Raw genomic sequence first — 22,071 nt, forward strand, 5'->3', positions numbered from 1 at the left:
TGGTGTACCGCTGATCAACGACCACTCTGATGACGCTCACGCGGATGGTGTGCTCTGCGCAGCGAAATAAAGGAGGAGCGAAGCGGGGGACATTCGCGGAGCAGAGCACACCGTCGGCGTGAGCGTCGCCCTGAATGACCGCAAACAGCAGCACTCCAAACAAGCCGCGCCAACGAATCGCACAAGCACAATGCGTCGATTCAAAACAAGATCAATCTCAGAGGAAATCGAACAACAGCATGGACACCGTCATCATCGTTCTCAAGGTCGGACTGATCCTCTACGCCATCTACAGCTTCATCGTCTATGCGACACGCCGCTCCGGCAATCGCAGTGCCTTCAAGGATTTTCAGTCCGCCGCTGTCCTGCGCCGCATCACTGACGAAGAGAAGTCCGCGCTCCAGCCCTTCCTGATTGGCCAGGGCCTCACCGCCGATGACGACGTGCGCGAACTCACAGGTGCCTTCGTGCGGCACGGCCTCGAGTCGCAAGGCTCTACCACCACACACGACACCATCGGCGACGTCGACGTGCTGCTGCCCTACGACGCCATCGACTTCGTCGAGTCGTACAACGAAGCGCTGGTGGTGCTCAGCAAGAAATGCGCGGTCGTCATCCGGCTCAACGGCTTCGACCTGCTCGAAGGCCGTCAGCGCGCGCAGCGCCAGCAGGCACAAGACAAGCAATGGAAGCGCGGCGAAATCGGTGCACTGCCGAACATCGAGGAACCCGCGGACGGCATCGACCCGCTGGCGCCTGTTGCAGCGGCGGAGGCAGCATTTGTTGCGGCGGACCCGAACGCGCGTTTCCAGCGTGGCGAGGTCGACATCCTGAGCCAGCGCACCGAAACGCCCGACGAAGTGGCGAGCCGCGTGGGCCGTGGCCAGGGCTGGGCTTCGGCGCTTGTCTGGCTCGTTGCTTTCATTCTCTTGTGGCTCGCCACCTGGGACGCCACGCGCGGCGCGCATGCCTACCTGCTGGGCGCGGGGCTGCTTTCCGGCCTGTGCGCGGTGTGGCTCTTTCTGCGTCGGCCCTCGGCCACGTCTTTCGTGCGCCAGCCGCAGCCGGTCAATCGCGTGCGCGGCATGCTCAACCAGATCGCTGTGGTCAATGCCGGCAATGCGTCGATCAAGCGGATGGGGCTCTTCATCGGCGACAAGCTCAGCTTCGTGCCGCCTTCGGACTGGAGCAACACGCGCGACATGCCCTACGGCGAAGTGATCGAGGCCGAGTTGCGCACCAGCGACTACAGCGCGGTGAGCTTCGGCGACAAGTGGTCGGTGGCCGACGAATGGCGGCGTTTTCGGCCCGTGTTCTGGGGGCGCCACCTGCTGCACCTGCTGATCGGCCTGCTGGCGGCCATTGCGTTGTTTCTCTCGGCGCCCGACCTGCGTGGCGAGGCGGCGCTGGTGGTGCAGTGGTTCTCTCATGGCGAGAGCCCCGCGTACACCGAGGCGCGGCAGCTGGCCGACAACCCGCCCACGTGGGCCAGCCACGTGAGCGTGAAGGGCGAAGGCCGTTGCGAGATCGACCTGAGCGGAAAGAACGATCGCGCGGTGCCGACGGTCGATTGCACCACCATGCGCTGGAACGGCAGCGCTCCGGTCGTGCCCGCTCTGGAGATTCCCGAGAGCATCCAGGCGCTGGGCAGCCCCGCTTTCATTCGGGCGTCCGAGAACGGCATGGCCGCCGGGCTGATCGAAATGCTGCGCATGCAGATGGGCCAGGCGCCCGACCCGCTGTCGGCGTACCGGTCGCGCGAGAACATGCCGATGATCGTGCGGCACTTCGACCGCTCGGTCGCCACCATCGAAGCGGCGTGCAAAGAGAGCGGCGGCCTTTCGCCGGCCGACTGCGGCACCCTGCAGCGCGCCATCGTGAACGCGGCCGAAGCCACGGTGGAAAAAGACGGCACCGACACGCCCATCCACAACTGGGCAGGGCTGTTGGCCAGTGCGCAGCCCGGCAAGGAAAACGCCGACCTCGTGGTGTCGCGCCGTCAGCTGGCGTCGATGCAGCGCGCCGCCCGCCAGGCGGTCGACAGCTTTGTCGCGACGCGCATCGAAGCCGCCATTCCGTCCATCGTGCCGGCCAAGGGCGGCGTGGTGCTGGCGTCTACGGCGCTGATCGGCGCCGTGCAGGCCAAGCCGGGTGGTGATGCCAACACCGAAGCCGCCGAAGCCGTGGACGCCGATGCGGCGGTGGCCGTGGCCGAGGAAGACAGCGATTCTTCACTGCTCGGCCGATGGGCTCGCCTGCAGCACAACGCCGCCCCCGAGGGCGTGCGGCCCTTCGTGCTGGCGGGCCTTGTCACGGCAAGTGGCACCGACGAAGCGGGCGCTCCCATCGTGCGCATCGACCCCAGCCTCGATCCGGCGCAGGCGGCATCGGCCGGCGCCCATGCGCTGTGGTGGCTGTTCGCGGCGGGCCTGCTGCTGGTGAACGGCGTGCTGTTCGTGCTGCGCCTGACGCAGAGCCTGCGCCGCGGAACCCGGCTGCGGGCCGACATCCAGGGCCGCCCGGCACCGGGTGCGACAGGCCTGTTCTGACACGGGGAATACCGCGGGGCTAGAACTTTTGCTCCTATCATGGCTCTACCAAATGCCGCCATTCGGTAGCGCCCCAGAACGTACAACAACACACAGGGCCTGCAGACCGAAGACCGGGCGTGGCTTGAAACAGGCTGTACCGGTCCTCATCTGTGCGGCAGTGTTCCCCACGGAGAATTCAACTTGAAACGTATCCTTCTGTTCGTTTTGACCAACGTGATGGTCGTTGCGGTGCTCGGCGTCGTCGCCAGCCTGCTCGGCGTCAATCGCTTCCTCACGGCCAACGGGCTCAACCTGACGGCGCTGCTCGGCTTCGCGCTGGTCATGGGCTTCGGTGGCGCCATCATCTCGCTGCTCATCAGCAAGCCCATGGCCAAGTGGACGGCCGGCCTGCGCATGATCGACAACCCCCAGTCGCCCGACGAGGCCTGGATTGTCGCCACCGTGCGCAAGTTCGCCGACAAGGCCGGCATCGGCATGCCCGAGGTCGCGATCTTCGAAGGCGAGCCCAATGCCTTTGCCACCGGCGCCTTCAAGAACTCGTCGCTGGTGGCCGTGTCCACCGGCCTGCTGCAAGGCATGACGCGCGAAGAAGTCGAGGCCGTCATCGGCCACGAGGTGGCCCACATCGCCAACGGCGACATGGTCACCATGACGCTCATCCAGGGTGTGATGAACACGTTTGTCGTGTTCCTCTCGCGCGTGATCGGCTATGCGGTCGACAGCTTCCTGCGCCGCGGCGACGACCGTTCGTCGGGCCCCGGCATCGGCTACTACGTGAGCACCATCGTGCTGGACATCGTGCTCGGCTTTGCCGCGGCGATGGTGGTGGCCTGGTTCTCGCGCCATCGCGAGTTTCGCGCCGACGCCGGTGCCGCCGCGCTCATGGGCCAGAAGCAGCCGATGATCAACGCGCTCGCGCGCCTGGGCGGCCTGCCGGCCGGCGAACTGCCGAAGGCCGTGGAAGCCATGGGCATCACGGGCAGCATCGGCAAGCTGTTCGCCACGCACCCGCCAATCGAAGAGCGCATTGCGGCGCTGCAGAACGCGCAGCAGCGCTGATCGATCGCTCCCCAGGCCCATTCGGGCGGGCACAAAAAAACCGGCGCGTGCGCCGGTTTTTTCTTGGGCGATTCGCCAGGGGTCAGGACGCGGTGGCGTCGCCGCTTGCGCCAGCTTCTTCGCTGCTGACGGTGGTTGCTGCTGCCGCTGCGGCAGCAGCAGCAGCTTCAGCCTGCACCTGGTCCGCCCGCACGCGCGCCAGCGTGCGCGCCACTTCGTCCGGGTCCATGCCGTACATCTCGGCAAACTCGGCTTCGCTGCGGCCGCTGGCCGTGAAGGCGCGGAACAGGGCTTCGCGCTTGGCGGCTTGGCGGCCCAGTTCGGCGACGGCTTCGTCGAGCAGGGCGTTGTTGGTTTCGTCCTGCGTGCGCACGCGCTCGGCATAGGCATCGCGGCCCAGGCCCGAGGCCTCGATGGCCGCGATGATGCGCGTCACCACGTGGGGCCGCAGGTCTTCGTTCGAGCGGGCCTGGCGGCGCTTGAACACTTCGAGGATGGCGTGGTGCACGTGCTCGGGCGCCACCGGTTCAACGGGCACGCCCTGCAGGTCATGGCGCTGGTGGCCGGCGGCCACCGCTTCGAGATAACGCGTGGAGCGGGCGTGCAGGCCGAGGGCAACCTTCAGGTCTTCCTTCTTGAACTCGTCGGGGTGCTGCGCCAGCAGGTCCTGGTACACGCCGAGCTTGAGCGGCAAGAAATGCGCGCCGAACATCTTCGGGTACAGCGCGAACAGCTTCTCGAGCGCGGGATGGACCTTGCGCTGCGGGCGTTGTTGTTGTTGCTGCTGTTGCCCCTGCGGCTGCTTCGCCTTTTGCGAGCGTTGCTGCTGTTGGCCTCCGCCGCCCCGCTGCGAGCGGCCCTTGCCGGCGCGCGGCTGTTGTGGGGCTTGCTGCTGCTCCGGCTGCTGTTGCTGCTGCTCGGCCTGCTGCGCTTGCTGGGTGTCGTTGCCCGTGTCTTCCTTGACTTCGCGGACTTCCTGGGTTTCTTGGGGCGTGGCGGTATCGGTCATCGATCGAGGTGTGTCAGGTTGGCGGCAAGGCAAAAAAAGGAAGGGTCCCGGCGCTCAGCGCCGAGGGAACGTCTTGAACATATTGTCGGTGTTGAACCTGAAGCCAGGGTGCATGGGCATCGGGCGCTTCAATGGCTGGTTGCCGCGGAACGCGCGGCCTGCCGTCCGATCAGCAAGCGGAAGGGCAGCAGCATCAGCACGCCGACGCCGAGCTTCACGCCCAGGTCGCCGAGCGCCCAGGTGATCCACGGGCCGTCGGTGCCCGCGAAGGCGATGCCCCAGAACACGATGCTGTCGAGCACGGCCGCGATCACGGTGGCCACCAGCGGCGCACGCCACCAGAGGCCCTGCCGCAGCCGGTTGAAGACGCGGATGTCGAGCAGTTGCGAGGCGATGAAGGCCAACCCCGAAGCAGCGGCGATGCGTGCGGGCGCGAGCAGCAGCGACACCACCACCGCCACCGCGAAGCCGACCCAGGCCACGCGCCGCGCCATGCCGGGGCCGAAGCGCCGGTTGACGAGGTCGCTCACGAGGTAGGCCACCGGGTAGGTGAAGGCGCCCCAGGTCAGCCAGTCGTTGATGGCGAACTGCACGAGGATGTTGGACGCCAGCACCACGGCGGCCATGGCCAGCGTGGCAACGGCGAGCTGGCCGGCGGTGGGCCGCGCGAAGCGCAGGGGCGTGGTCGTCATGGCCTGCATCAGGCGGCACTCGCAAGGCGCCGCGCCTGTTCGGCTTCGGCCAGCACGCCATGGGCCACGGCTTCGGCCACCTTGATGCCGTCGACGCCGGCCGAGAGAATGCCGCCCGCGTAGCTCGCGCCTTCGCCGGCGGGGTAGAGGCCGCGCACGTTGAGGCTCTGGAAGTCGTCGCCGCGCGTGATGCGGATGGGCGATGAGGTGCGCGTTTCAACGCCGGTGAGCACGGCATCGTGCAGGTCGAAGCCCTTGATCTTGCGGCCGAAGGCCGGAAAGGCTTCGCGCATGGCCTCGATGGCGTAGGCGGGCAATGCCTTGTGCAGGTCGGTGGGCGTGACGCCGGGCTTGTACGACGGCGTGACGCTGCCGAGCGCGGTCGAGGGCTTGCCGGCGATGAAGTCGCCGACCAGCTGGCCCGGCGCGCGGTAGTCGCTGCCGCCGAGCACGAAGGCGTTCGATTCAAGCTCGCGCTGCAGCACGATGCCGGCGAGCGCATCGCCGGGCGCGTCGGCGCTCCAGCCGGGGAAGTCGCGCGGGTCGATGCCCACCACGATGCCGGCGTTGGCGTTGCGCTCGTTGCGCGAGTACTGGCTCATGCCGTTGGTGACCACGCGGCCCGGCTCGCTGGTGGCCGCGACCACGGTGCCGCCGGGGCACATGCAGAAGCTGTACACCGAGCGGCCGTTGCTGGCGTGGTGCACCAGCTTGTAGTCGGCCGCGCCGAGCAGTGGGTGGCCCGCATGGCGGCCCCAGCGCGCGCGGTCGATCAGCCCTTGCGGGTGCTCGACGCGAAAGCCGATGGAGAAAGGCTTGGCCTCGATGTGCACGCCTCGCGCATGCAGCATCTCGAAGGTGTCGCGCGAGCTGTGGCCCAGCGCCATCACGACGTGGTCGGCGCGCAGCTCGCTGCGGGTGCCGGTGCTCTGGTCGAGCACGGTCAGGCCGCGCAGGTGGCCGTCTTCGATGTGCACGTCGGTCACGCGCTGCTCGAAACGGATCTCGCCGCCCAGTGCGACGATCTGTTCGCGGATGTTCTCGACCACCTTCACCAGCTTGAAGGTGCCGATGTGCGGATGCGCGACGTAAAGAATTTCAGGCGGTGCGCCGGCCTTGACGAACTCTTCCATCACCTTGCGGCCGAGGAAGCGCGGGTCCTTGATCTGGCTGTAGAGCTTGCCGTCGGAAAAGGTGCCGGCACCGCCTTCGCCGAACTGCACGTTCGACTCGGGGTTGAGCGTGCTCTTGCGCCACAGGCCCCAGGTGTCGCGGGTGCGCTGGCGCACGGTCTTGCCGCGTTCGAGCACGATGGGCTTGAAGCCCATCTTCGCGAGCATCAGCGCCGCGAAGATGCCGCAGGGGCCGAAGCCGATGACCACCGGCCGTGCCGTGCCTTCGGCCGCATTGGCCGGCGGCGTGTAGGCCATGTTGGGCGTGGGCTGGATGTGCGGGTGGCCGGCGTGCTTTGCGAGCAGGGTGGCTTGCAGCTTGGCATCGGCCAGCTGCACGTCGCAGATGTAGACCGTGAGCAGGTCGACCTTGCGCGCATCGAAGCTGCGCTTGAAGACGGTGTGGGAGGCGATCGCTTCGGGCGGGACGTCGAGCGTCCTGGCGATCAGTGCGGCCAGCGCCTCGGGGGCGTGGTCGAGCGGGAGTTTGAGTTCTGAAATTCGCAGCATGTCGTGGTGGCTTGTGGTTATCAAGCAGCCAGCGATTTTACTCGCCCCCAGGCTTCGCGCACTTCGTGTCGCTTCTCCAACCCCCTACCGGGGGCAACACCAGCGGCCCGGCAAAGCCGGTTCCGCGGTGTTCCACGAAAAAATCAAGCCGGCAGGAAGCCTTCGACAGACAGGTAGCGCTCGCCGGTGTCGTAGTTGAAGCCCAGCACCACCGCGTCGGGTGCCAGCGAAGGCAGCTTCTGCGCAATGGCGGCCAGCGTGGCGCCCGACGAGATGCCGACCAAAATGCCTTCTTCCTGCGCGCAGCGGCGGGCCATTTCGCGGGCCGGTTCGGCATCGACCTGCAGCACGCCGTCGAGCAGCGAGGTGTCGAGGTTCTTGGGGATGAAGCCCGCGCCGATGCCTTGAATGGGGTGCGGTGCCGGCGCGCCGCCCGAGATGACGGGCGAAGCCACCGGCTCGACCGCGAACACCTGCAGTTTCGGCCACTTCTTCTTCAGCACCTTCGCCACGCCGGTGATGTGGCCGCCGGTGCCCACGCCGGTGATGAGCACGTCGATGCCATCGGGAAAGTCGGCCGCGATTTCCTCGGCCGTGGTGCGCACGTGCACGTCGACATTGGCGGGGTTGTTGAACTGCTGCGGCATCCACGCGCCGGGTGTGCCGGCCACGATTTCCTCGGCGCGGGCAATGGAGGCCTTCATGCCGCCGGCGCGCGGCGTCAGGTCGAAGGTGGCGCCGTAGGCCAGCATCAGGCGGCGGCGCTCGATGGACATGCTGTCGGGCATCACCAGGATCAGCTTGTAGCCCTTGACGGCCGCCACCATGGCCAGGCCGATGCCGGTGTTGCCCGAGGTGGGCTCGACGATGGTGCCGCCGGGCTTGAGCGCGCCGCTTTTCTCGGCGTCTTCCACCATCGACAGCGCGATGCGGTCCTTGATGGAGCCACCGGGGTTGGCGCGCTCGGACTTGACCCAGACCTGCTGCTTCGCATTGCCGAACAGGCGGTTGATGCGAATGTGCGGCGTGTTGCCGATGGTCTGGAGGATGTTCTGGGCCTTCATGGAATCTCCTTGGATCAATGCGTTTGTCGGACGGACAGCGCGCATTGTGAGACTTGCCCGCAACCCTTCAAACCTTCGACCTTTATGCCGATCCGGGCGTGAACTTCATCGCCACGCCGTTCATGCAGTAGCGCAGCCCGGTGGGCTTGGGGCCGTCGTCGAACACGTGGCCCAGGTGGCCGCCGCAGCGGCGGCAGTGCACTTCGGTGCGGGTCATGCCGAAGCTGGTGTCCTTGTGCTCGCCCACGGCGTTGTCCAGCGGCTGCCAGAAGCTGGGCCAGCCGGTCTTGCTGTCGAACTTGGTCTTCGACGAGAACAGGTCGAGCGCGCAGCCCGCGCAGCTGAAGCGGCCGACGCGGTGCTCGTCGTTCAGCGGGCTGGTGTAGGGCCGCTCGGTGCCTTCCTGGCGCAGCACCGCGAACTGGTTGGCGTCGAGCAGCTTGCGCCACTCCTGCTCGGTGTGCGTGACCTCGAATGCCGCGGCTTTCGCCGTTTGTGCCGCCTGGGCCGCGTGCGCCGGCCGCACGCCCCAGCCGAAGGCCTGGGCGATGGCCAGCCCCAGTGTCGAGGTTCCGGCCGCGATGGCAAGGCGGCGTCCAGTGTTGTGCGTCATGGCGTGTCTCCGGAAAGCGTGGATCGGAATATCGCGTTCGATATGTTCATGTGAATACAACGATGTACATTCGCCCGTTGATTGCAAGACAGCATTCAACGGGTCGGCGACGGCGTTGCTTCTTCCAGTTCGGACGAACGGGGTGCCGGGTTACAGCGGGAGTGCGGCAGTCGCCATGTCGGAAAAAATACATCGAAGATGGAGACTTGAGATATGCGTGGGTCCAAAGGATTGGTTGCGGCAGCTGCCGCGCTCGTGCTCGCGGGTTGTGGCGGAGGAGGGGACGGCGACGGTGTTTTCCTGCCCCTCGTTCCACCGGCCCCGTCGCCCTCGGCCCCACCGCCGCCTCCCCCGCCGCCGGCACCACCAGCACCGGCGGTGCAACTGGGCGGCGCCATCGACCGGCCGGGGGCCCTGACCGCGGCCGACCTCGCGGCGCGCACAGCTGTCACCCAGGCGGTCAACTTCTCCAGCGGCAGCGGGCCCCAGGCGCACACCTACACCGGCACCAGCCTCTGGTCGCTGCTGAACGATGCGGGCCTGCAGTTCGATGGCACGCGCAAGAACGACCTGCTGAGCCGCCATGTGCTGGCGACGGGCGCCGATGGCTACAAGGTGGTGTTCGCGCTGGGCGAGCTGAGCCCCGACTACGGCAACAAGCCCGCCGCGGTCGCGTACGCCGAAACCACGGCGGGCGTCTCGGCGCCGCTGCCCGCGGCCGACGGGCCGTTCCGCGTGACGGCGCCGGGCGACGTGAAGGGCGGGCGCTACGTGTCGAACCTGACGCGGCTCGATGTGGTCGCGCCGCCGGCCACAGTGCCTGGCGTCGGCGGCGGCGTGTCGGGCTTGTTCGCCGTCTCGGGCAAGGTGACCGCGCCCATGAACTTCGACCTGGCTGCGCTGTCGGGGCTGACACCCGCGATCGACGTCACCATCGGCGCCAACACCTACCGGGGCGTCAGCCTCTGGACGCTGCTGAACAAGGTGGGCCTGCCCGCGACGCCGAAGAACGTCACGCTCGGCATGTACGCCGTGGCGACCGGCAGCGACGGCTACCGGGCCACGGTGTCGCTGGGGGAGATCAATCCCGGCTTCGGCAACAAGGGCGCGCTGGTCGCCTACCAGATGAACGGCGTGGACCTGACGACCACCGGCTTCGCGCGCCTCGTGCTGCCGGGAGATGTGAAGCAGAGCCGTTCGGTGTCGAACCTCATCGCCATCGAGGTGTTCGCGGCGGGCACGCCGTAGTTCACGGTCCGGAGATCACCCAGCGATCACCCGGCGATGGCGCGGCTGCCTCGCAGCGGAGCCTTCCACAGCTCCGCCAGCAGCACGCCGGCCACCGTCAGCACCCCGCCCACCGCGTGGTACGCCGCAAGCGATTCGCCGATGACGAAAGCGGCGATCAGCGCGGTGAACAGCGGGATCAGGTTGAAGAACATGCTCGCGCGGCTCGGGCCGATGTGCGCCACCGTGTGCATCCATACCAGCGGCGCGAGCATCGAGGCGCCCAGGCCGGCAAAGCCGATCAGCGGCAGGTTGGCGGCCGACAGGCCCATCCTGGGCGTGAGCAGGTACAGCGGCAGCAGCGCGACCACGGCCACCACGATCTGCAGGTACAGCAGCTGCAGCGCGGGCACGTCCTTCATGCCCCAGCGCTTGAGCAGGATCACGTAGACGGCATAGGCCAGCATGGCCAGCAGCATCAGGCCGTCGCCCATGTTGGCGCCGCTCTTGAGCAGCGTGCCGAGGTCGCCCGACGACACCACCACCAGCACGCCACCGATCGACACCAGCGAGCCCGCCACCGCGCCGGCCGTGAGCCCCTGGCCCAGCAGCAATATGGACAGCCCCAGCACCATCATCGGCGTGAGCGAGCCGATGATGCCCATGTGCGTGGCCGTGGTCAGGTAGGCCGCGTAGTACGCCAGGCTCTGGTAGACCACCATGCCCAGCAGGCCGAGCACCGCGATGCGGCCCAACTGCGGGCGAATCGCCGTCCAGTTGCGCAGCACCGGCCGCAGCGCCAGCGGCGTGAAGAGCAGGGCGGCCAGCAGCCAGCGGTAGAAGCTGATCTCGGCCGGCGCGATGGTGCCCGCCGCCATCTTGCTGACGACGGTGTTGCCGGACCAGATCACGACGGCGAGCAGAGGGAAGGCGTATTGCCACATGACGGAGCTTTCTTCGGAGTACGTGGCTATCATCGGCGCGTCTGTCCTGAGGCATATAGCTCGATCAGGACATATCGTCCGGAATTACGGACCTTCTGCAATCGATCACCGATCCCCGATCACCGAACCAGACCATGGCCCGAACAGACAAGCCGCGTCTCGTCCCGATCCTGAACGTCGAGGGGATGGCGGGCCCCTTCTATTTCCGCTACGACGAGTTCGGGGCCGACGTGCGGGCCGCGCCGCACAGCCACACCTGGGGCCACCTGAACTACGCCGCGCACGGCACGATGCAGATGGAGACCGAGGGCCTGCGCTTTCTCTCGCCGCCGCAGTACGCGGTTTGGATTCCGCCGAAGGTGGTGCACAGCTGCACGCTGCGGCACGCGGTGGTCTACCGCTCGATCTACATCACGCCAGACCTGTGCGAGCGGCTGCCGGCCGAGCCCTGCACCGTGCGCATCAGCCCGATCATCAAGAGCGTGCTGGCCGACTTCGCGGCGCGCGACGTGCATGTGCCCGCCACCCCGGCCGACCTGCGCCTGGCGCATGTGGTGGTCGACCAGCTCGAGGTGGCCGAGGTGCAGCGCTGCTACCTGCCGGCCGCCGCTGCACCGGCGCTCGTGGCCGTGCTCGAAGCGCTGCAGGCCGACCCCGGCGACCATCGCTCGCTGGCCGAATGGGCCGACAGCGTGCACATGACCGAGCGCACGCTGGCGCGCCAATGCCAGCGCGAGCTGGGCATGTCGTTCGGCGACTGGCGCCAGCGGTTGCGCTTCCTGCGTGCCATCGATGCGCTCGAGGCCGGCCGCAGCGTGCAGGAGATTGCCTTCGACCTGGGCTACAGCACCGCCTCGGCCTTCATTGCGATGTTCCAGCGCGAGGCCGGCACCACGCCCGAGCAGTACCGGCGCGAGTTCTGCGGCCTTGCGGACGAAAGGCCTCCGCGCGCCGGGCGATAATCGAGGCGTGAAGCCCGCCAGACCGCCGCTGGTGCAAGCCCGAAAGGGGCAACGCCTTAGGGCGTCGCGTCGAAAGACCGCACTGGAGGAACGTCCGGACTGCATAGGACAGCGCAGGAGTTAACGACTCTCCACCGTGAGGTGAGGATCAGAGCAACAGAGACGAGCCGATTGAGTTCGGGTGAAACGGGCAATCTCTGCGCGCAGCAACACCAAGTAGGCCAGTATCGAGGTGGTTCCGCTGAGCTGGCGGGTAGGTGGCATCGAGCCGTTTGGTGACAAACGGCCCAGAGTAATGGCGGTCACGCCGAAGGTTTCGCAAGAGGCTTTCGGTGCACAGAATCCGGCTTATCGGCGGGCTTCACACTTTTCCTTTTCTTCCTGATTTCCATGGGTGCGCCCGCGGCATGGCGCCGTGGTGCGCTTGCACGTCTTCTCGGGTTTACCCGTATAATAGATAGCAAGCTAACTAATTGGAAATCGACATGGCCGACCCGACACCCGCCGCATCAGCGGCAGAACGGCGCGAAGCCGCGCTGATGGCGTTCGGCATGTCGCTGTCGACGCTGCAGCGCGGCTACCGTGCCGCGGCCGACAAGGCGGTGGCGCACGTCGGCGTGTCGCAGACGCTGGCCTGGCCGATCGTGGTGCTGGGCCGCATGGACGGCGAAGTGCGCCAGGGCGTGCTGGCCGAGGCGCTGGGCATCGAAGGGCCCTCGCTGGTGCGCTCGCTCGACCAGCTGGTCGAAGTGGGGTTCATCGAACGCCGCGAAGACCCGGCCGACCGCCGCGCCAAGACCCTGCACCTGACGCCCGCCGGCATGGCCGCCCGTGCGCCCATCGAGGCTTCGCTGAGCCTGATGCGCGCGTCGGTGTTCGAAGGCGTGTCCGACGAAGACCTTGCCGCCTGCCTGCGCGTCTTTGCCACGCTCGAAGAGCGCCTGCGCCGCGGCACCCCGGCCCCGCAGGAAGGGCGCAAGTAAATGGCCGCGCTCCGCCTGCCGCGCTTCAGCCGCGCGGAGCTTCTGTTTTCCGGCAAGAGCTTTGCGGCCGCCATGCTGGCGATGTACCTTGCCAGCCGCGCAGGCCTGCCGCGCCCGTTCTGGGCGTTGATGACCACCTACATCGTTGCTCACCCGTTGGCCGGCGCGGTGCGCTCCAAGGCCGTGTACCGCTTCAGCGGCACGCTGATCGGTTGCATGGCGACCGTGCTGATGGTGCCCGCGCTGTCCAACGCACCCGAGTTGCTGACGCTGGTGCTCGCGCTGTGGGTCGGCCTGTGCCTGTGCATCTCGCTGTTCGACCGCACGCCGCGTTCGTACATCTTCATGCTCGCGGGCTACACGGCCGCGCTGATCGGCTTTCCGTCGGTGCAGACGCCGCTGGTGCTGTTTGACACCGCCGTGGCGCGCGTGGAAGAAATCGGCCTGGGCATCTTCTGCGCCACGCTGATCCACAGCCTGGTGCTGCCCGTGGGGCTCGCGCCCACCGTGCTGGGCCTGCTCGACCGCACCCTGAAGGACGCACGCCAATGGCTCGGCGACCTGCTCCAGCCGGCCGGCCGCAATGGCAGCGGCGGCAGTGGCAGCAGCAGCGGCAAGGATGCCGATCCCAGGCGCCTCGACGACGACCGCCGCCGCCTGGCCGGCGACATCACGCAGCTGCGGCTGCTGTCGACCCACGTGCCCTTCGACACCACGCACCTGCGCTGGACCGCCGGCGCGATCCGCGCGATGCAGGACCGCGTGGCCGCGCTCACGCCCGCGCTCTCGGCCGTCGAAGACCGCTTGCGCGCGCTCGAACAGGCCGAAGGCGCGCTCGCGCCCGACGTGGCCGCCGTGCTTGCGCAAGCCGCGCAGTGGCTGCGCGAAGAAGCCGAGCCCGCGAGCGGCCACACGGCCGCCCGCGCCGAACGCCTGCAAGCCCTGCGCCGTTCGATCGATGCGCTGGGCGCCACGCCTTCTTCAAACGGCAGCAACAACAAGGACGACAGCAGCAACGACGCGGCGCAACCCCTCACGCCCTGGGGCCGCGCACTGCGCATCGGCCTCGCGGGCCGCCTCGAAGAACTGGTCGACGGCTGGACCGCCTGCGCCCAGTTGCGCCTGGACATCGACGAAGGCCTGAAGGGCGCCGCGCCGCTGCGTCGCACGGCCGCGCTCGGCAACCGCGCGCTGCACCGCGACTACGGCATGGCGCTGCTGTCGGCCCTTGCGGCCGTCATTGCCATCTGCCTGTGCGGCGCCTTCTGGATCCTCACCGGCTGGCCCATGGGTTCCGCCGCCACCATGATGGCCGCCGTGTTCTGCTGCTTCTTCGCCACCATGGACGACCCCGTGCCGGCGATCCACGGCTTCCTGAAGTGGACGCTGTGGTCGATCCCCATCTCGGCGCTCTACGTGCTGGTGCTCATGCCCATGGTGCAGGCCTTCGGCATGCTGGTCGTGATCTGCGCGCCGCTGTTCTTGCTGCTCGGCCTCTACCTGCCGCGGCCCACCCATTTCATGCCCGCGATGGCGCTGGTCTTCGGCGTGGCCGGCACGCTGGCACTGCACGACACCGCCAGCGCCGACCTCGTGAGCTTCATCAACAGCATGATCGGCCAGGTCGTCGGCGTGTTGGTCGCGGCGCGCGTCACGCGGCTGGTGCGTTCGGTCGGCGCCGACTGGAGCGCGCGCCGCATCCAGCGCGCCACCTGGCGCGAGCTGGGCGACATGGCTGCATCGTCGCAGCCGCAGTACGCGCAGAGCGAGGCCTATGCCGTGCGCATGCTCGACCGCATCGGCCTGCTGGCGCCGCGCATCGCGCAGGCCGGTGGCACGGTTGAGGGCGTGGCCGCCAACGATGCGCTGCGCGACCTGCGCATGGGCGCCGACATCGCCGTGCTGCAACGCGTGCGCGGCCAGTTGCCGCTGGCCACTTCGGCCGCGCTGCTCGGCGGCATCGCGCGCTTTTTCCGCCAGCGCGGCGAGGGCCGCGCGGCGCCGCGTCCGCAAGGCCTGCTGCCGCAGATCGACGAAGCGCTGGGTGCCGTGCTCGCGGCGCGTGATGCCTCGGCTTCCGCGTCTTCTTCCGTTTCTTCTTCGGCTTCTTCCGCGTCGCGTTCCGCCGTTACCGCACTGGTCGGCCTGCGCCGCAATCTTTTTCCCGACGCGCCGCCCATGCTGGCCGCGCCCAACCCAGGAGCCTCCGCACCATGATCGGCGAAGCCAGTTTCTACGGCCTCTACGTGCCCTGGATCATGGTGTTGGCCACGGCCGCGCTGCTGGTCCTGTGGGGCGTGCGACGCCTGCTCGCGGCCACCGGCATCTACCGCTGGGTGTGGCACCCGGCGCTGTTCGACATGGCGCTGTACCTGCTGCTGCTCTACGCGCTGAGCCGCGTCACCTCTTACCTGCAATGACGAGATTCCGATGAAAACCAGTCCTTCCGCCGACAGCAACCCCTGGGCACAACGCATCGGGCGGGTCGCCCTTACCGTGGTCGTGGTGGCCGCGGCCGTCTGGGCCGGCTTCAGGCTCTGGGACCACTACGAGCTCGCGCCGTGGACGCGCGACGGCCGCGTGCGCGCCAACGTGGTCCAGATCGCGCCCGACGTGTCGGGCCTCGTCACCTCAGTGCCCATCCACGACAACCAGTCGGTCGCGGCCGGCACGCTGCTGTTCGAAGTCGACCGCGCGCGCTACGACCTCGCCGTGCGCCAGGCCCAGGCCGCGCTGTCCGCGCAACGTGCCGTGAGCGCGCAGGCCCAGCGCGAAAGCGCACGCAACACCGGGCTCGACGAACTGGTGTCCAAGGAGTCGCGCGAACAGGCCCGTGCCCGCGTCGAACAATCGCAGGCCGCCGTGGCGCAGGCCGAAGTGGCGCTCGATTCGGCCCGCCTCAACCTGCAGCGCGCCCAGGTGCGCGCGCCGGCCGACGGCCTCGTCACCAACCTCGATCTGCGCCAGGGCAGCTACGCCGCCGCCGGGCATCCGGTGCTGGCGCTGGTCGATGCGCAATCGTTCTACGTCGAGGGCTATTTCGAAGAAACCAAGCTGCCGCGCATTCACCTGGGCGACCGCGTGCGTGTCACGCCGATGGGCGGCGGCGCCGTGTTCGAAGGCGCGGTCGACAGCGTGGCTGCCGGCATTGCCGACCGCGACCGCTCCACCAGCGCCAACCTGCTGCCCAGCGTGAACCCGACCTTCAACTGGGTGCGGCTCGCGCAGCGCATTCCGGTGCGCATCAAGCTCGATGCGCTGCCGCAGGGCGCGCGGCTGGTCGCGGGCCAGACCGTCACTGTGCAGGTGCTGGAGAACAAGGCGCCAGGCAACAGCAGCGCATCGGCTCCCGCCGCCGCAACGGTGCCCGCGCCGCAGAAGGGATGAACGCCATGCCCCGCTTCGCTTTCCGAATCGCGTCGCTGGCCGTCGCGGCCGCGCTCGCGGCCTGCGCGGCGGTCGGCCCCGACTACCACCAGCCGTCCGAGGCGCTGGCAAGCCAGGGCGCTGCCGCACGGCCCTTTGCCGAAGGCCCCGCCAATGCCGCGCCGTTGCCCGCGCACTGGTGGCGCCTGTACAACGACCCGCTGCTCGACCGTCTGGTGACGCAGGCGCTGGCGCACAACACCGACCTGCGGCAGGCCGTGGCCAACCTCGAGCGCGAACGCGCCATCGAGGCCGAAGTGGCCGGTGCCAAGTACCCCACGCTGGGCGTGAACGGCGGCCCCTCGTTCGGCCATGTGTCGGGCCTGTCGCTGCTGCAGAAGGGCTACGAGCCGCCGAACACCTTCAACTACAGCGCGGGTGCCTCGCTGTCCTACCAGGTCGATCTGTTCGGCCAGATCCGCCGCGCCATCGAGGCCGCCGGCGCCAGCACCGAATCGGCCGAAGCGGGGCTCGACCTCGTGCGCGTGAACGTGGCCGCGGGCACCGCGCGTGCCTATGCCGAAGCCTGCTCGACGGGCCTGCGCCTGCAGATTGCGCAGAAGTCCGTCGCACTGCAGCAGGACGCGGTGAACGTGACCGACCGCCTGCAGCGCGCGGGCCGCGCCGGCGCCATCGACGCGGGCCGCGCACGGGCGCAACTGCAGCAGCTGAATGCCGCGCTGCCGCCGCTCAAGGCCGAGCGGCAGGGCGCGCTCTACCGCCTTGCCACGCTCACCGGCGCACTGCCGCAGGACTTTCCGCGCGAAGTGGCCGACTGCACCGTGCCGCCGCGCGTGGCCGGCACCTTGCCCGTGGGCGATGGCGCCGCGCTGCTGCGCCGCCGCCCCGACATCCGCCAGGCCGAGCGCAGCCTTGCCGCATCCACCGCGCGCATCGGGGTGGCAACGGCCGACCTCTATCCGAAGGTGACGCTGGGGCTTTCGGGTTCTTCCGCCGGCCATGCCAACGACTTCGGCCGCAAGGACACTTTGGCCTGGAGCCTGGGCCCGCTCATCTCGTGGACCATTCCGAACACCGGCGCTGCGCAGGCCCGCATCGCGCAGGCCGAGGCCGGCACGCGCGCCGCGCTCGCAAAGTTCGACGGCACCGTGCTGACCGCACTGCGCGAAACCGAAACCGCGCTCGGCACCTACGCCCGCGAACTCGACCGCCGCGCCGCCCTGCAGGCGTCGCGCGACGAAAGCGCCAAGGTGGCCGCGCAGGCACGCCAGCTGTACCAGAACGGCCGCACCGCGTACCTCGATGCGCTCGATGCCGAACGCTCGCTGGCCGCCAGCGACGCCGCCCTTGCGGCCAGCGAAGCGCAACTGGCCGACGACCAGGTCGTGCTGTTCATGGCGCTCGGTGGCGGCTGGGAGCCCGACGCGCAGGCAGCCGATGCGGTCCCTCTTGCGCAGGGCCAGACGGTGCCGTCGGCCTCGAAGCAATAGGTCAGGCCACGCTGGTCGCTTGCGACCAGCGGCCAGCCGCCTGCCTTCAGCGCGTGAAGAGCCAGCCGCCCTTCGGCTGGCGCATCAGCTCGTGCCGTTTCACGGCGCGTTCCTCGCCGTCGTCGCCCACGTAGACCACCTCGAAGCGCAGCAGCTTGGGCGAGACCATCTTCCAGTTCTGGATGCGCTTGACGGTCACGCAGGCCGTCTTGTCGTGGTACTGCATTTCCGACATCGGCCCGCCCTGGAAGCCCGTGCCGTCGAACAGGCGGCCGGGCGCGGCGAAGGGGCTGAGCACCGCGCCGTTGCGCGCGGTGATGCAGCCTTCGGCCCGCACGAAAGACTCGATGGTGGGCGAGGCGCTGCGCACCACCTTGCCCACCGCGGGGCTCGGTGCCTTGCCGCCGATGGCCTCGCGGATGCGCTCCACCTGCTCTTCGGTGATGGGCGCGAGCCCGTCTTTGGAGATCACCGCGGGCGGCGGTGCGGGTGGCGCGGGCGGCGGCGCCGGCGAAAGGTAGGTGCAGCCCGCCACCAGTGCCAGGGGCACGGTGCAGGCAAGGGCGGCGCTCGGTGGTCCGAACTTCATGGCTCAGTCTCCCTGTCGGCGGCACGAGGCCGCTGGCTGAAAATTGCAGCCGCGAACACGCGGTGCAGCGTCGTGTGTCGTCCTCTTCTTCTTGTTGTTGTCGTTGTCTGTCTGTCTTCGTTCAGAAGCGTTCGTGCGGCGCCAGGTAGCGCCACTGGCCCGGCTGCAGGCCCGCCAGCGGCACCCGGCCGATGCGGATGCGCCGCATCGCCAGGATGCGCAAATCGACGCTGTCGCAGATGTTGGCAATCTGCCCGGGCCGCGCGCCCTTGAGCGCAAAGCGCAGGCCGGTCTGGTCGTCGGCCTGGCGGCCGATGCTCACGCGCGCCGGCGAGCGCTCCAGCCGCGCCAGTACCTCGGGGCCTACCGTGCCCGCCACGTCGACCATCACTTCATGCTCGAGGATGCCCGCGTCTTCCTGCAGCTTGCGTTCGATGCGAAATTCCTGCGTGTAGGCCACCAGTCCGCTCGCGCCTGTTTCCAGCGGCGTCATGCAGTGCTGCCCCTTGGCGTGCACCGGCAGAAAGCGCTGGCCCGCGCGCTCGGGCTCGTGGTGGTTGGCCGCCACCAGCAGGCGGTGCGCCACGTCGGTTGCCATGCCCGCCGGTTTGTACAGCAGCAGCGTGACCGGCAAGATGGGCTCGGGCCTGGCGCCCTCCTTGATCTCGACCACCTGTTGCGGCAGCACGCGCGACTGCGGCAGCGTGGCGGGCACGCCATCGACGCGCACCGCGCCGTTCTCGATCAGCAATTCGGCCTCGCGCCGCGACACGCCGGCCATGGCGGCCACGCGCTTGGCGAGGCGAACGCCTTCGTCTTCGGAAGCGTTGTTGTTGTTGTTGGTTTTGATGTTGACGTTTCTGTTGTTGTTCATGGGGACGCAGTCAGTTGCCGGATGCGCGCCACGTGCGCGGCCAGCGAGCGGGCCGCCACCGGCCACATGCGCTCGGGCACGTCGTCGTAGGCAAGCGGCAACCACTCTTCGGGGGTGCCTTCGGGCAGTTTCCGCATGGCGGCGGCAATCTTGGCTTCGCGCTTCAGGCGGTGCGCCTTCAGCATCGCGATGGCGGTGCGGGCAAAGCCGATCACGTAGCCGTGCGCGGGAAGAATGAATTCGACATTGCCCGCTTCGCAGGCCGCATCGAGCGTGTCGAGCGAGCCCAGGTAGGCGCTCATGTCGCCGTCCGGTGGATCGACCACCGTGGTGCTGCCGTTCAGGATGTGGTCGCCCGAGAACAGCAGGCCGTCTTCTTCCAGCACCAGGCACAGGTGGTTGGCCGCATGGCCAGGCGTGTGGATCACGCGCAGGGTGTGCGTGATGGCTTCGGCTTCGCCTTCGGCGGTGCTGCCCGAGAGCACCAGGCGTTCGCCGTCCTTCAGTTCGCGCTCGGCCGTGAAGCGTGCCGACGAGCGCGCGGTCGGTGCGGACGACAGGCCCAGGATCGGCGGCTTGGCGCCCTTGCACAGCGCCTGCAACGGCGCGGCGCCCGGCGAGTGGTCGGCATGCGAGTGCGTGCAGACGATCATGCGGATGTCGCCGTGCGTGGCGCGCCACAGCCGGCCGATGTGGTCGAAGTCGTTCGGGCCCGGATCGATGACGATGTAGCCCGTGGCCGCGTCGCCCACGATGTAGCTGTTGGTGCCCGGGCCGGTCATGGCGCTCGGGTTGGGCGCGGTCAGGCGCATCACGTTCTTCAGCAGCGGCACCGGCTGCTCGCTCTGCCAGTCCAGCGCATGCGTCATCTGGCCGTCGGGGCACACCAGCGCCAGTTCGCCGAAGGGCGACTCGTGTTCCATGTAGCGCACGTCCTGGCCCTTGAGCAGTCCGCCGCGCGGGCAACTGGTCCACAGCGGGCCTTCGCCCACGCCGCCGGGGCCGCTGGTGGCGCAGGCAGCGAGCACCGCGTCGACGGTGGCGTATGCGGCCATGCGCTGCAGCGTGCGCACCGTCGGGAAGATCATGAAGAAGCTGCCCGCCTCGTGGCGGGCCAGCGCGTCGGCCGGGCGCACCCAGCAGGGCTCGAACTGTTCGCTTTCGTCGGCCGTGGGCGTCTGGCCCTCGGGCATGCGCGCGACCAGGAAGGGCACGTCGAAGCGCTTGGGCAGGTCGCGGTCGGTGATCCAGTGCGCGAAGGTGAACACCTTGTCGGAATCGAGCACCAGCCCGCGTGCCGCGCACTGGTCCGCGAAGGCGGTGCCCGCGGTGTCGTTGCGGTCCATCGCGGCGATGTCTTCGGCGCTCACGGGGCGGCCGTCGGCGTGGTGCGCGAGCAGGATGCCGAGTTCTTCGAAAGCCTCGCGAATGGCCGCGATGGCTTGCGTGCGCTGCACGCGGCTTTGCGTGGGGCGGCGCGTGGCGATGCGCTTGGCGGCCTCGTCGGCTTCGTCGATGTGGCCGCCGGGGAACACATAGGCGCCCGGTGCAAAGCTGGCGGTGGCCGAGCGCCGCGTCATCAGCACTTCGATGCCGGCCGGGGTGTCGCGCAGCAGCAGCACGGTGGCGGCCGCGCGCACGGCCGCGGGCTCGCGTGCGGGGTGGAGTTGTTGGGTGGAACGGACCATGGGGTGATTATGGAGAGCGGTGGACCTGCCCGTGTGTCGGGCATAAGCTCAGAGGGATTCGGGCATGAGCCGCGCGCCACAATGCGCGGCTGCATCGTTGTTTGCCTCGAAGAAAGACAGTCATGGCCCATTCTCCCTTCTCGCGCCGCGCGCTGCCGCTGGCAGGCGCCGCACTGTTGTCGCTGTTGTGTGCCGCCGCATCGCCCGTTGCCCTTGCCCAGCCCGACTGGCCGCAACAACCCGTCACATTGATCATGGGCTTTCCGGCCGGATCGGGCGTCGACGTGGTGGCCCGCACCATCCAGGAACCGCTGGCCAAACAACTCGGACGGCCGGTCATCATCGACTACAAGTCCGGCGCTGCGGGCAACATTGCCAGCGAGTACGTGGCGCACGCCAAGCCCGACGGCTACACGCTTTCCTTCGGCACCGCGGCCACGCACGGCAGCAACGCCGCGCTGTACAAGAAGCTGCCCTTCGACGTGGAAGCCGACTTCGTTCCCGTGTCGCCGGTGCTGGACGTATCGAACGTTCTGACCATCAATCCGGACGTGATCAACGTCAAGACATTGAAGGAGTTTGTGGCGCTGGTCAAGGCCAATCCCGGCAAGTACAACTATGCGTCTACAGGCAACGGCGCGGGCACGCACATGGCGTTTGCGGAGTTCAATTCGCGGCTGGGGCTGGAGATGGTGCACGTGCCGTACAAGGGCGGTCCGGAAGCGATCACGTCGGTGGTACGCGGCGAGACCTGCTGCATCATGAACCAGGTCCAAACGGTGTTGCCGCACTACAAGGCGGGCAAGGTACGGTTGCTGGGCGTGACGACGGCGGCAGCGGTGCCGGCGGTGAAAGAGGTGCCGACGATCGCATCCAGCGGGCTGCCGGGCACGAAGGGTTTCGACAGCTCGATCTGGTTCGGAATCTTCGCGCCGAAGGGCACGGACCCGCAGATTGTGGACAAGCTGAATGCGGCTGTGAAGGCGGTGCTCGAGCAGCCGGAAATTCGCGAGCGGTTCGAGAGCCAGGGGAATACGGTGCGCATCGAAACGCCAGCGCAGTTCAAGAAGACTGTGCATGCGAACCGGGTGAAGTGGGCCGAAGTTGCCAAGGCCGCGAACATCAGCATTGACTGACGTGCTGCTGTTTGGATGCGGGTGCGGGTGCGGGGTCATTCTTGGTTTGTGCGAATGACACCGGGTACTCCCCTCCGCGAATGTCCCCCGCTTCGCTCCTCCTTTATTTCGCTGCGGGGA

The 22,071-nt window shown here is 68.3% G+C and carries 19 protein-coding genes and 1 other RNA gene; 11 read left to right on the top strand and 9 right to left on the bottom strand.

From position 1 onward, the window contains the following. The first annotated feature begins 239 nt into the window (after nucleotides 1-239). Both DBV14_RS32500 and htpX read left to right on the top strand, forming a co-directional pair. Nucleotides 240-2,549 (top strand): IgaA/UmoB family intracellular growth attenuator, encoded by a 2,310-nt coding sequence (locus DBV14_RS32500; RefSeq protein ID WP_185546203.1) that lies wholly within the window; start codon nucleotides 240-242, stop codon nucleotides 2,547-2,549. A gap of 183 nt (nucleotides 2,550-2,732) precedes the next feature. After that, nucleotides 2,733-3,611 (top strand): protease HtpX, encoded by an 879-nt coding sequence (gene htpX, locus DBV14_RS32505; protein ID WP_124466187.1) that lies wholly within the window; start codon nucleotides 2,733-2,735, stop codon nucleotides 3,609-3,611. 82 nt (nucleotides 3,612-3,693) lie between these two features. Here the strand turns inward: htpX and DBV14_RS32510 are convergent, their stop codons facing one another. From DBV14_RS32510 to msrB, 5 genes are all read right to left on the bottom strand, one after another. Beyond that, nucleotides 3,694-4,620: a ProQ/FINO family protein gene (locus DBV14_RS32510; protein WP_124466190.1), complete on the bottom strand. Its 927-nt coding sequence runs from the start codon at nucleotides 4,618-4,620 to the stop codon at nucleotides 3,694-3,696. A 128-nt stretch (nucleotides 4,621-4,748) separates the two neighbouring features. Further along, nucleotides 4,749-5,246 (bottom strand): VUT family protein, encoded by a 498-nt coding sequence (locus DBV14_RS32515; RefSeq protein WP_260397310.1) that lies wholly within the window; start codon nucleotides 5,244-5,246, stop codon nucleotides 4,749-4,751. Nucleotides 5,247-5,320: 74 nt separating this feature from the next. Next, nucleotides 5,321-6,994 (bottom strand): NAD(P)/FAD-dependent oxidoreductase, encoded by a 1,674-nt coding sequence (locus tag DBV14_RS32520; protein WP_124466196.1) that lies wholly within the window; start codon nucleotides 6,992-6,994, stop codon nucleotides 5,321-5,323. A 143-nt stretch (nucleotides 6,995-7,137) separates the two neighbouring features. Then, nucleotides 7,138-8,058 (bottom strand): cysteine synthase A, encoded by a 921-nt coding sequence (gene cysK, locus DBV14_RS32525; protein ID WP_124466200.1) that lies wholly within the window; start codon nucleotides 8,056-8,058, stop codon nucleotides 7,138-7,140. An 82-nt stretch (nucleotides 8,059-8,140) separates the two neighbouring features. Next, nucleotides 8,141-8,671 carry a peptide-methionine (R)-S-oxide reductase MsrB gene (msrB, locus tag DBV14_RS32530; protein WP_124466203.1) on the bottom strand — a complete coding sequence of 177 codons (531 nt, stop codon included), beginning with the start codon at nucleotides 8,669-8,671 and terminating at the stop codon, nucleotides 8,141-8,143. A 378-nt stretch (nucleotides 8,672-9,049) separates the two neighbouring features. Here msrB and DBV14_RS32535 point away from each other — a divergent pair, with 378 nt between their 5' ends. Continuing rightward, nucleotides 9,050-9,919 carry a molybdopterin-dependent oxidoreductase gene (locus tag DBV14_RS32535; RefSeq protein WP_260397308.1) on the top strand — a complete coding sequence of 290 codons (870 nt, stop codon included), beginning with the start codon at nucleotides 9,050-9,052 and terminating at the stop codon, nucleotides 9,917-9,919. A 26-nt stretch (nucleotides 9,920-9,945) separates the two neighbouring features. On the opposite strand, the gene DBV14_RS32540 is transcribed toward DBV14_RS32535, so the two are convergent. After that, entirely contained in the window at nucleotides 9,946-10,842 is an 897-nt protein-coding gene (locus tag DBV14_RS32540) for a DMT family transporter (RefSeq protein WP_124466231.1), read from the bottom strand. A gap of 134 nt (nucleotides 10,843-10,976) precedes the next feature. On the opposite strand from DBV14_RS32540, the gene DBV14_RS32545 reads away from it, so the two are divergent. The 7 genes from DBV14_RS32545 (at nucleotide 10,977) to DBV14_RS32575 (ending at nucleotide 17,664) form a co-directional block, all read left to right on the top strand. Further along, nucleotides 10,977-11,804 carry a helix-turn-helix transcriptional regulator gene (locus tag DBV14_RS32545; RefSeq protein WP_124466209.1) on the top strand — a complete coding sequence of 276 codons (828 nt, stop codon included), beginning with the start codon at nucleotides 10,977-10,979 and terminating at the stop codon, nucleotides 11,802-11,804. Between the two features lie 9 nt (nucleotides 11,805-11,813). Continuing rightward, an RNA gene (gene rnpB, locus DBV14_RS32550) (RNase P RNA component class A) lies at nucleotides 11,814-12,171 on the top strand. 118 nt (nucleotides 12,172-12,289) lie between these two features. After that, entirely contained in the window at nucleotides 12,290-12,787 is a 498-nt protein-coding gene (locus DBV14_RS32555; RefSeq protein ID WP_260397309.1) for a MarR family winged helix-turn-helix transcriptional regulator, read from the top strand. Further along, the gene (locus DBV14_RS32560; RefSeq protein ID WP_124466212.1) at nucleotides 12,788-15,004 is read left to right on the top strand and encodes an FUSC family protein; all 2,217 of its coding nucleotides are present in this window, start codon (nucleotides 12,788-12,790) and stop codon (nucleotides 15,002-15,004) included. It abuts the gene before it with no gap. Next, nucleotides 15,001-15,207: a DUF1656 domain-containing protein gene (locus DBV14_RS32565; RefSeq protein WP_124466215.1), complete on the top strand. Its 207-nt coding sequence runs from the start codon at nucleotides 15,001-15,003 to the stop codon at nucleotides 15,205-15,207. The genes DBV14_RS32560 and DBV14_RS32565 overlap by 4 nt, the downstream gene beginning before the upstream one ends. A gap of 10 nt (nucleotides 15,208-15,217) precedes the next feature. Beyond that, a complete protein-coding gene (locus DBV14_RS32570) occupies nucleotides 15,218-16,174 on the top strand; it encodes an efflux RND transporter periplasmic adaptor subunit (RefSeq protein WP_124466218.1) in 957 nt (318 codons plus the stop codon). Next, complete coding sequence (locus DBV14_RS32575; RefSeq protein WP_124466221.1) at nucleotides 16,171-17,664, top strand: efflux transporter outer membrane subunit; 1,494 nt, start codon at nucleotides 16,171-16,173, stop codon at nucleotides 17,662-17,664. The genes DBV14_RS32570 and DBV14_RS32575 overlap by 4 nt, the downstream gene beginning before the upstream one ends. 46 nt (nucleotides 17,665-17,710) lie before the next feature. Here DBV14_RS32575 and DBV14_RS32580 read toward each other — a convergent pair whose 3' ends face one another. From DBV14_RS32580 to DBV14_RS32590, 3 genes are all read right to left on the bottom strand, one after another. Beyond that, nucleotides 17,711-18,253, bottom strand: a complete 543-nt coding sequence (locus DBV14_RS32580) for a hypothetical protein (protein WP_124466224.1) — start codon at nucleotides 18,251-18,253, stop codon at nucleotides 17,711-17,713. A gap of 121 nt (nucleotides 18,254-18,374) precedes the next feature. Beyond that, nucleotides 18,375-19,127, bottom strand: coding sequence for an RNA pseudouridine synthase (locus tag DBV14_RS32585; RefSeq protein WP_124466226.1), 753 nt, complete (start codon nucleotides 19,125-19,127; stop codon nucleotides 18,375-18,377). Then, nucleotides 19,124-20,815 (bottom strand): MBL fold metallo-hydrolase, encoded by a 1,692-nt coding sequence (locus tag DBV14_RS32590; RefSeq protein ID WP_124466228.1) that lies wholly within the window; start codon nucleotides 20,813-20,815, stop codon nucleotides 19,124-19,126. Before DBV14_RS32590 ends, DBV14_RS32585 begins: the two co-directional genes overlap by 4 nt. 122 nt (nucleotides 20,816-20,937) lie before the next feature. Here DBV14_RS32590 and DBV14_RS32595 point away from each other — a divergent pair, with 122 nt between their 5' ends. Continuing rightward, the gene (locus DBV14_RS32595; protein WP_185546204.1) at nucleotides 20,938-21,951 is read left to right on the top strand and encodes a tripartite tricarboxylate transporter substrate binding protein; all 1,014 of its coding nucleotides are present in this window, start codon (nucleotides 20,938-20,940) and stop codon (nucleotides 21,949-21,951) included. The last annotated feature ends 120 nt before the right edge of the window (nucleotides 21,952-22,071 follow it).

The sequence above is a fragment of the Variovorax sp. KBW07 genome, assembly GCF_003852515.1.
GTDB lineage: Bacteria > Pseudomonadota > Gammaproteobacteria > Burkholderiales > Burkholderiaceae_C > Variovorax.

Excerpts from the sequence above, each read along its gene's own strand:
- DBV14_RS32500 (WP_185546203.1), top strand. The coding sequence starts at position 240 with ATGGACACCGTCATCATCGTTCTCAAGGTCGGACTGATCCTCTACGCC.
- DBV14_RS32510 (WP_124466190.1), bottom strand. The coding sequence starts at position 4,620 with ATGACCGATACCGCCACGCCCCAAGAAACCCAGGAAGTCCGCGAAGTC.
- DBV14_RS32515 (WP_260397310.1), bottom strand. The coding sequence starts at position 5,246 with ATGGCCGCCGTGGTGCTGGCGTCCAACATCCTCGTGCAGTTCGCCATC.
- DBV14_RS32520 (WP_124466196.1), bottom strand. The coding sequence starts at position 6,994 with ATGCTGCGAATTTCAGAACTCAAACTCCCGCTCGACCACGCCCCCGAG.
- cysK (WP_124466200.1), bottom strand. The coding sequence starts at position 8,058 with ATGAAGGCCCAGAACATCCTCCAGACCATCGGCAACACGCCGCACATT.
- msrB (WP_124466203.1), bottom strand. The coding sequence starts at position 8,671 with ATGACGCACAACACTGGACGCCGCCTTGCCATCGCGGCCGGAACCTCG.
- DBV14_RS32540 (WP_124466231.1), bottom strand. The coding sequence starts at position 10,842 with ATGTGGCAATACGCCTTCCCTCTGCTCGCCGTCGTGATCTGGTCCGGC.
- DBV14_RS32545 (WP_124466209.1), top strand. The coding sequence starts at position 10,977 with ATGGCCCGAACAGACAAGCCGCGTCTCGTCCCGATCCTGAACGTCGAG.
- DBV14_RS32555 (WP_260397309.1), top strand. The coding sequence starts at position 12,290 with ATGGCCGACCCGACACCCGCCGCATCAGCGGCAGAACGGCGCGAAGCC.
- DBV14_RS32560 (WP_124466212.1), top strand. The coding sequence starts at position 12,788 with ATGGCCGCGCTCCGCCTGCCGCGCTTCAGCCGCGCGGAGCTTCTGTTT.
- DBV14_RS32565 (WP_124466215.1), top strand. The coding sequence starts at position 15,001 with ATGATCGGCGAAGCCAGTTTCTACGGCCTCTACGTGCCCTGGATCATG.
- DBV14_RS32570 (WP_124466218.1), top strand. The coding sequence starts at position 15,218 with ATGAAAACCAGTCCTTCCGCCGACAGCAACCCCTGGGCACAACGCATC.
- DBV14_RS32575 (WP_124466221.1), top strand. The coding sequence starts at position 16,171 with ATGAACGCCATGCCCCGCTTCGCTTTCCGAATCGCGTCGCTGGCCGTC.
- DBV14_RS32580 (WP_124466224.1), bottom strand. The coding sequence starts at position 18,253 with ATGAAGTTCGGACCACCGAGCGCCGCCCTTGCCTGCACCGTGCCCCTG.
- DBV14_RS32585 (WP_124466226.1), bottom strand. The coding sequence starts at position 19,127 with ATGAACAACAACAGAAACGTCAACATCAAAACCAACAACAACAACAAC.
- DBV14_RS32590 (WP_124466228.1), bottom strand. The coding sequence starts at position 20,815 with ATGGTCCGTTCCACCCAACAACTCCACCCCGCACGCGAGCCCGCGGCC.
- DBV14_RS32595 (WP_185546204.1), top strand. The coding sequence starts at position 20,938 with ATGGCCCATTCTCCCTTCTCGCGCCGCGCGCTGCCGCTGGCAGGCGCC.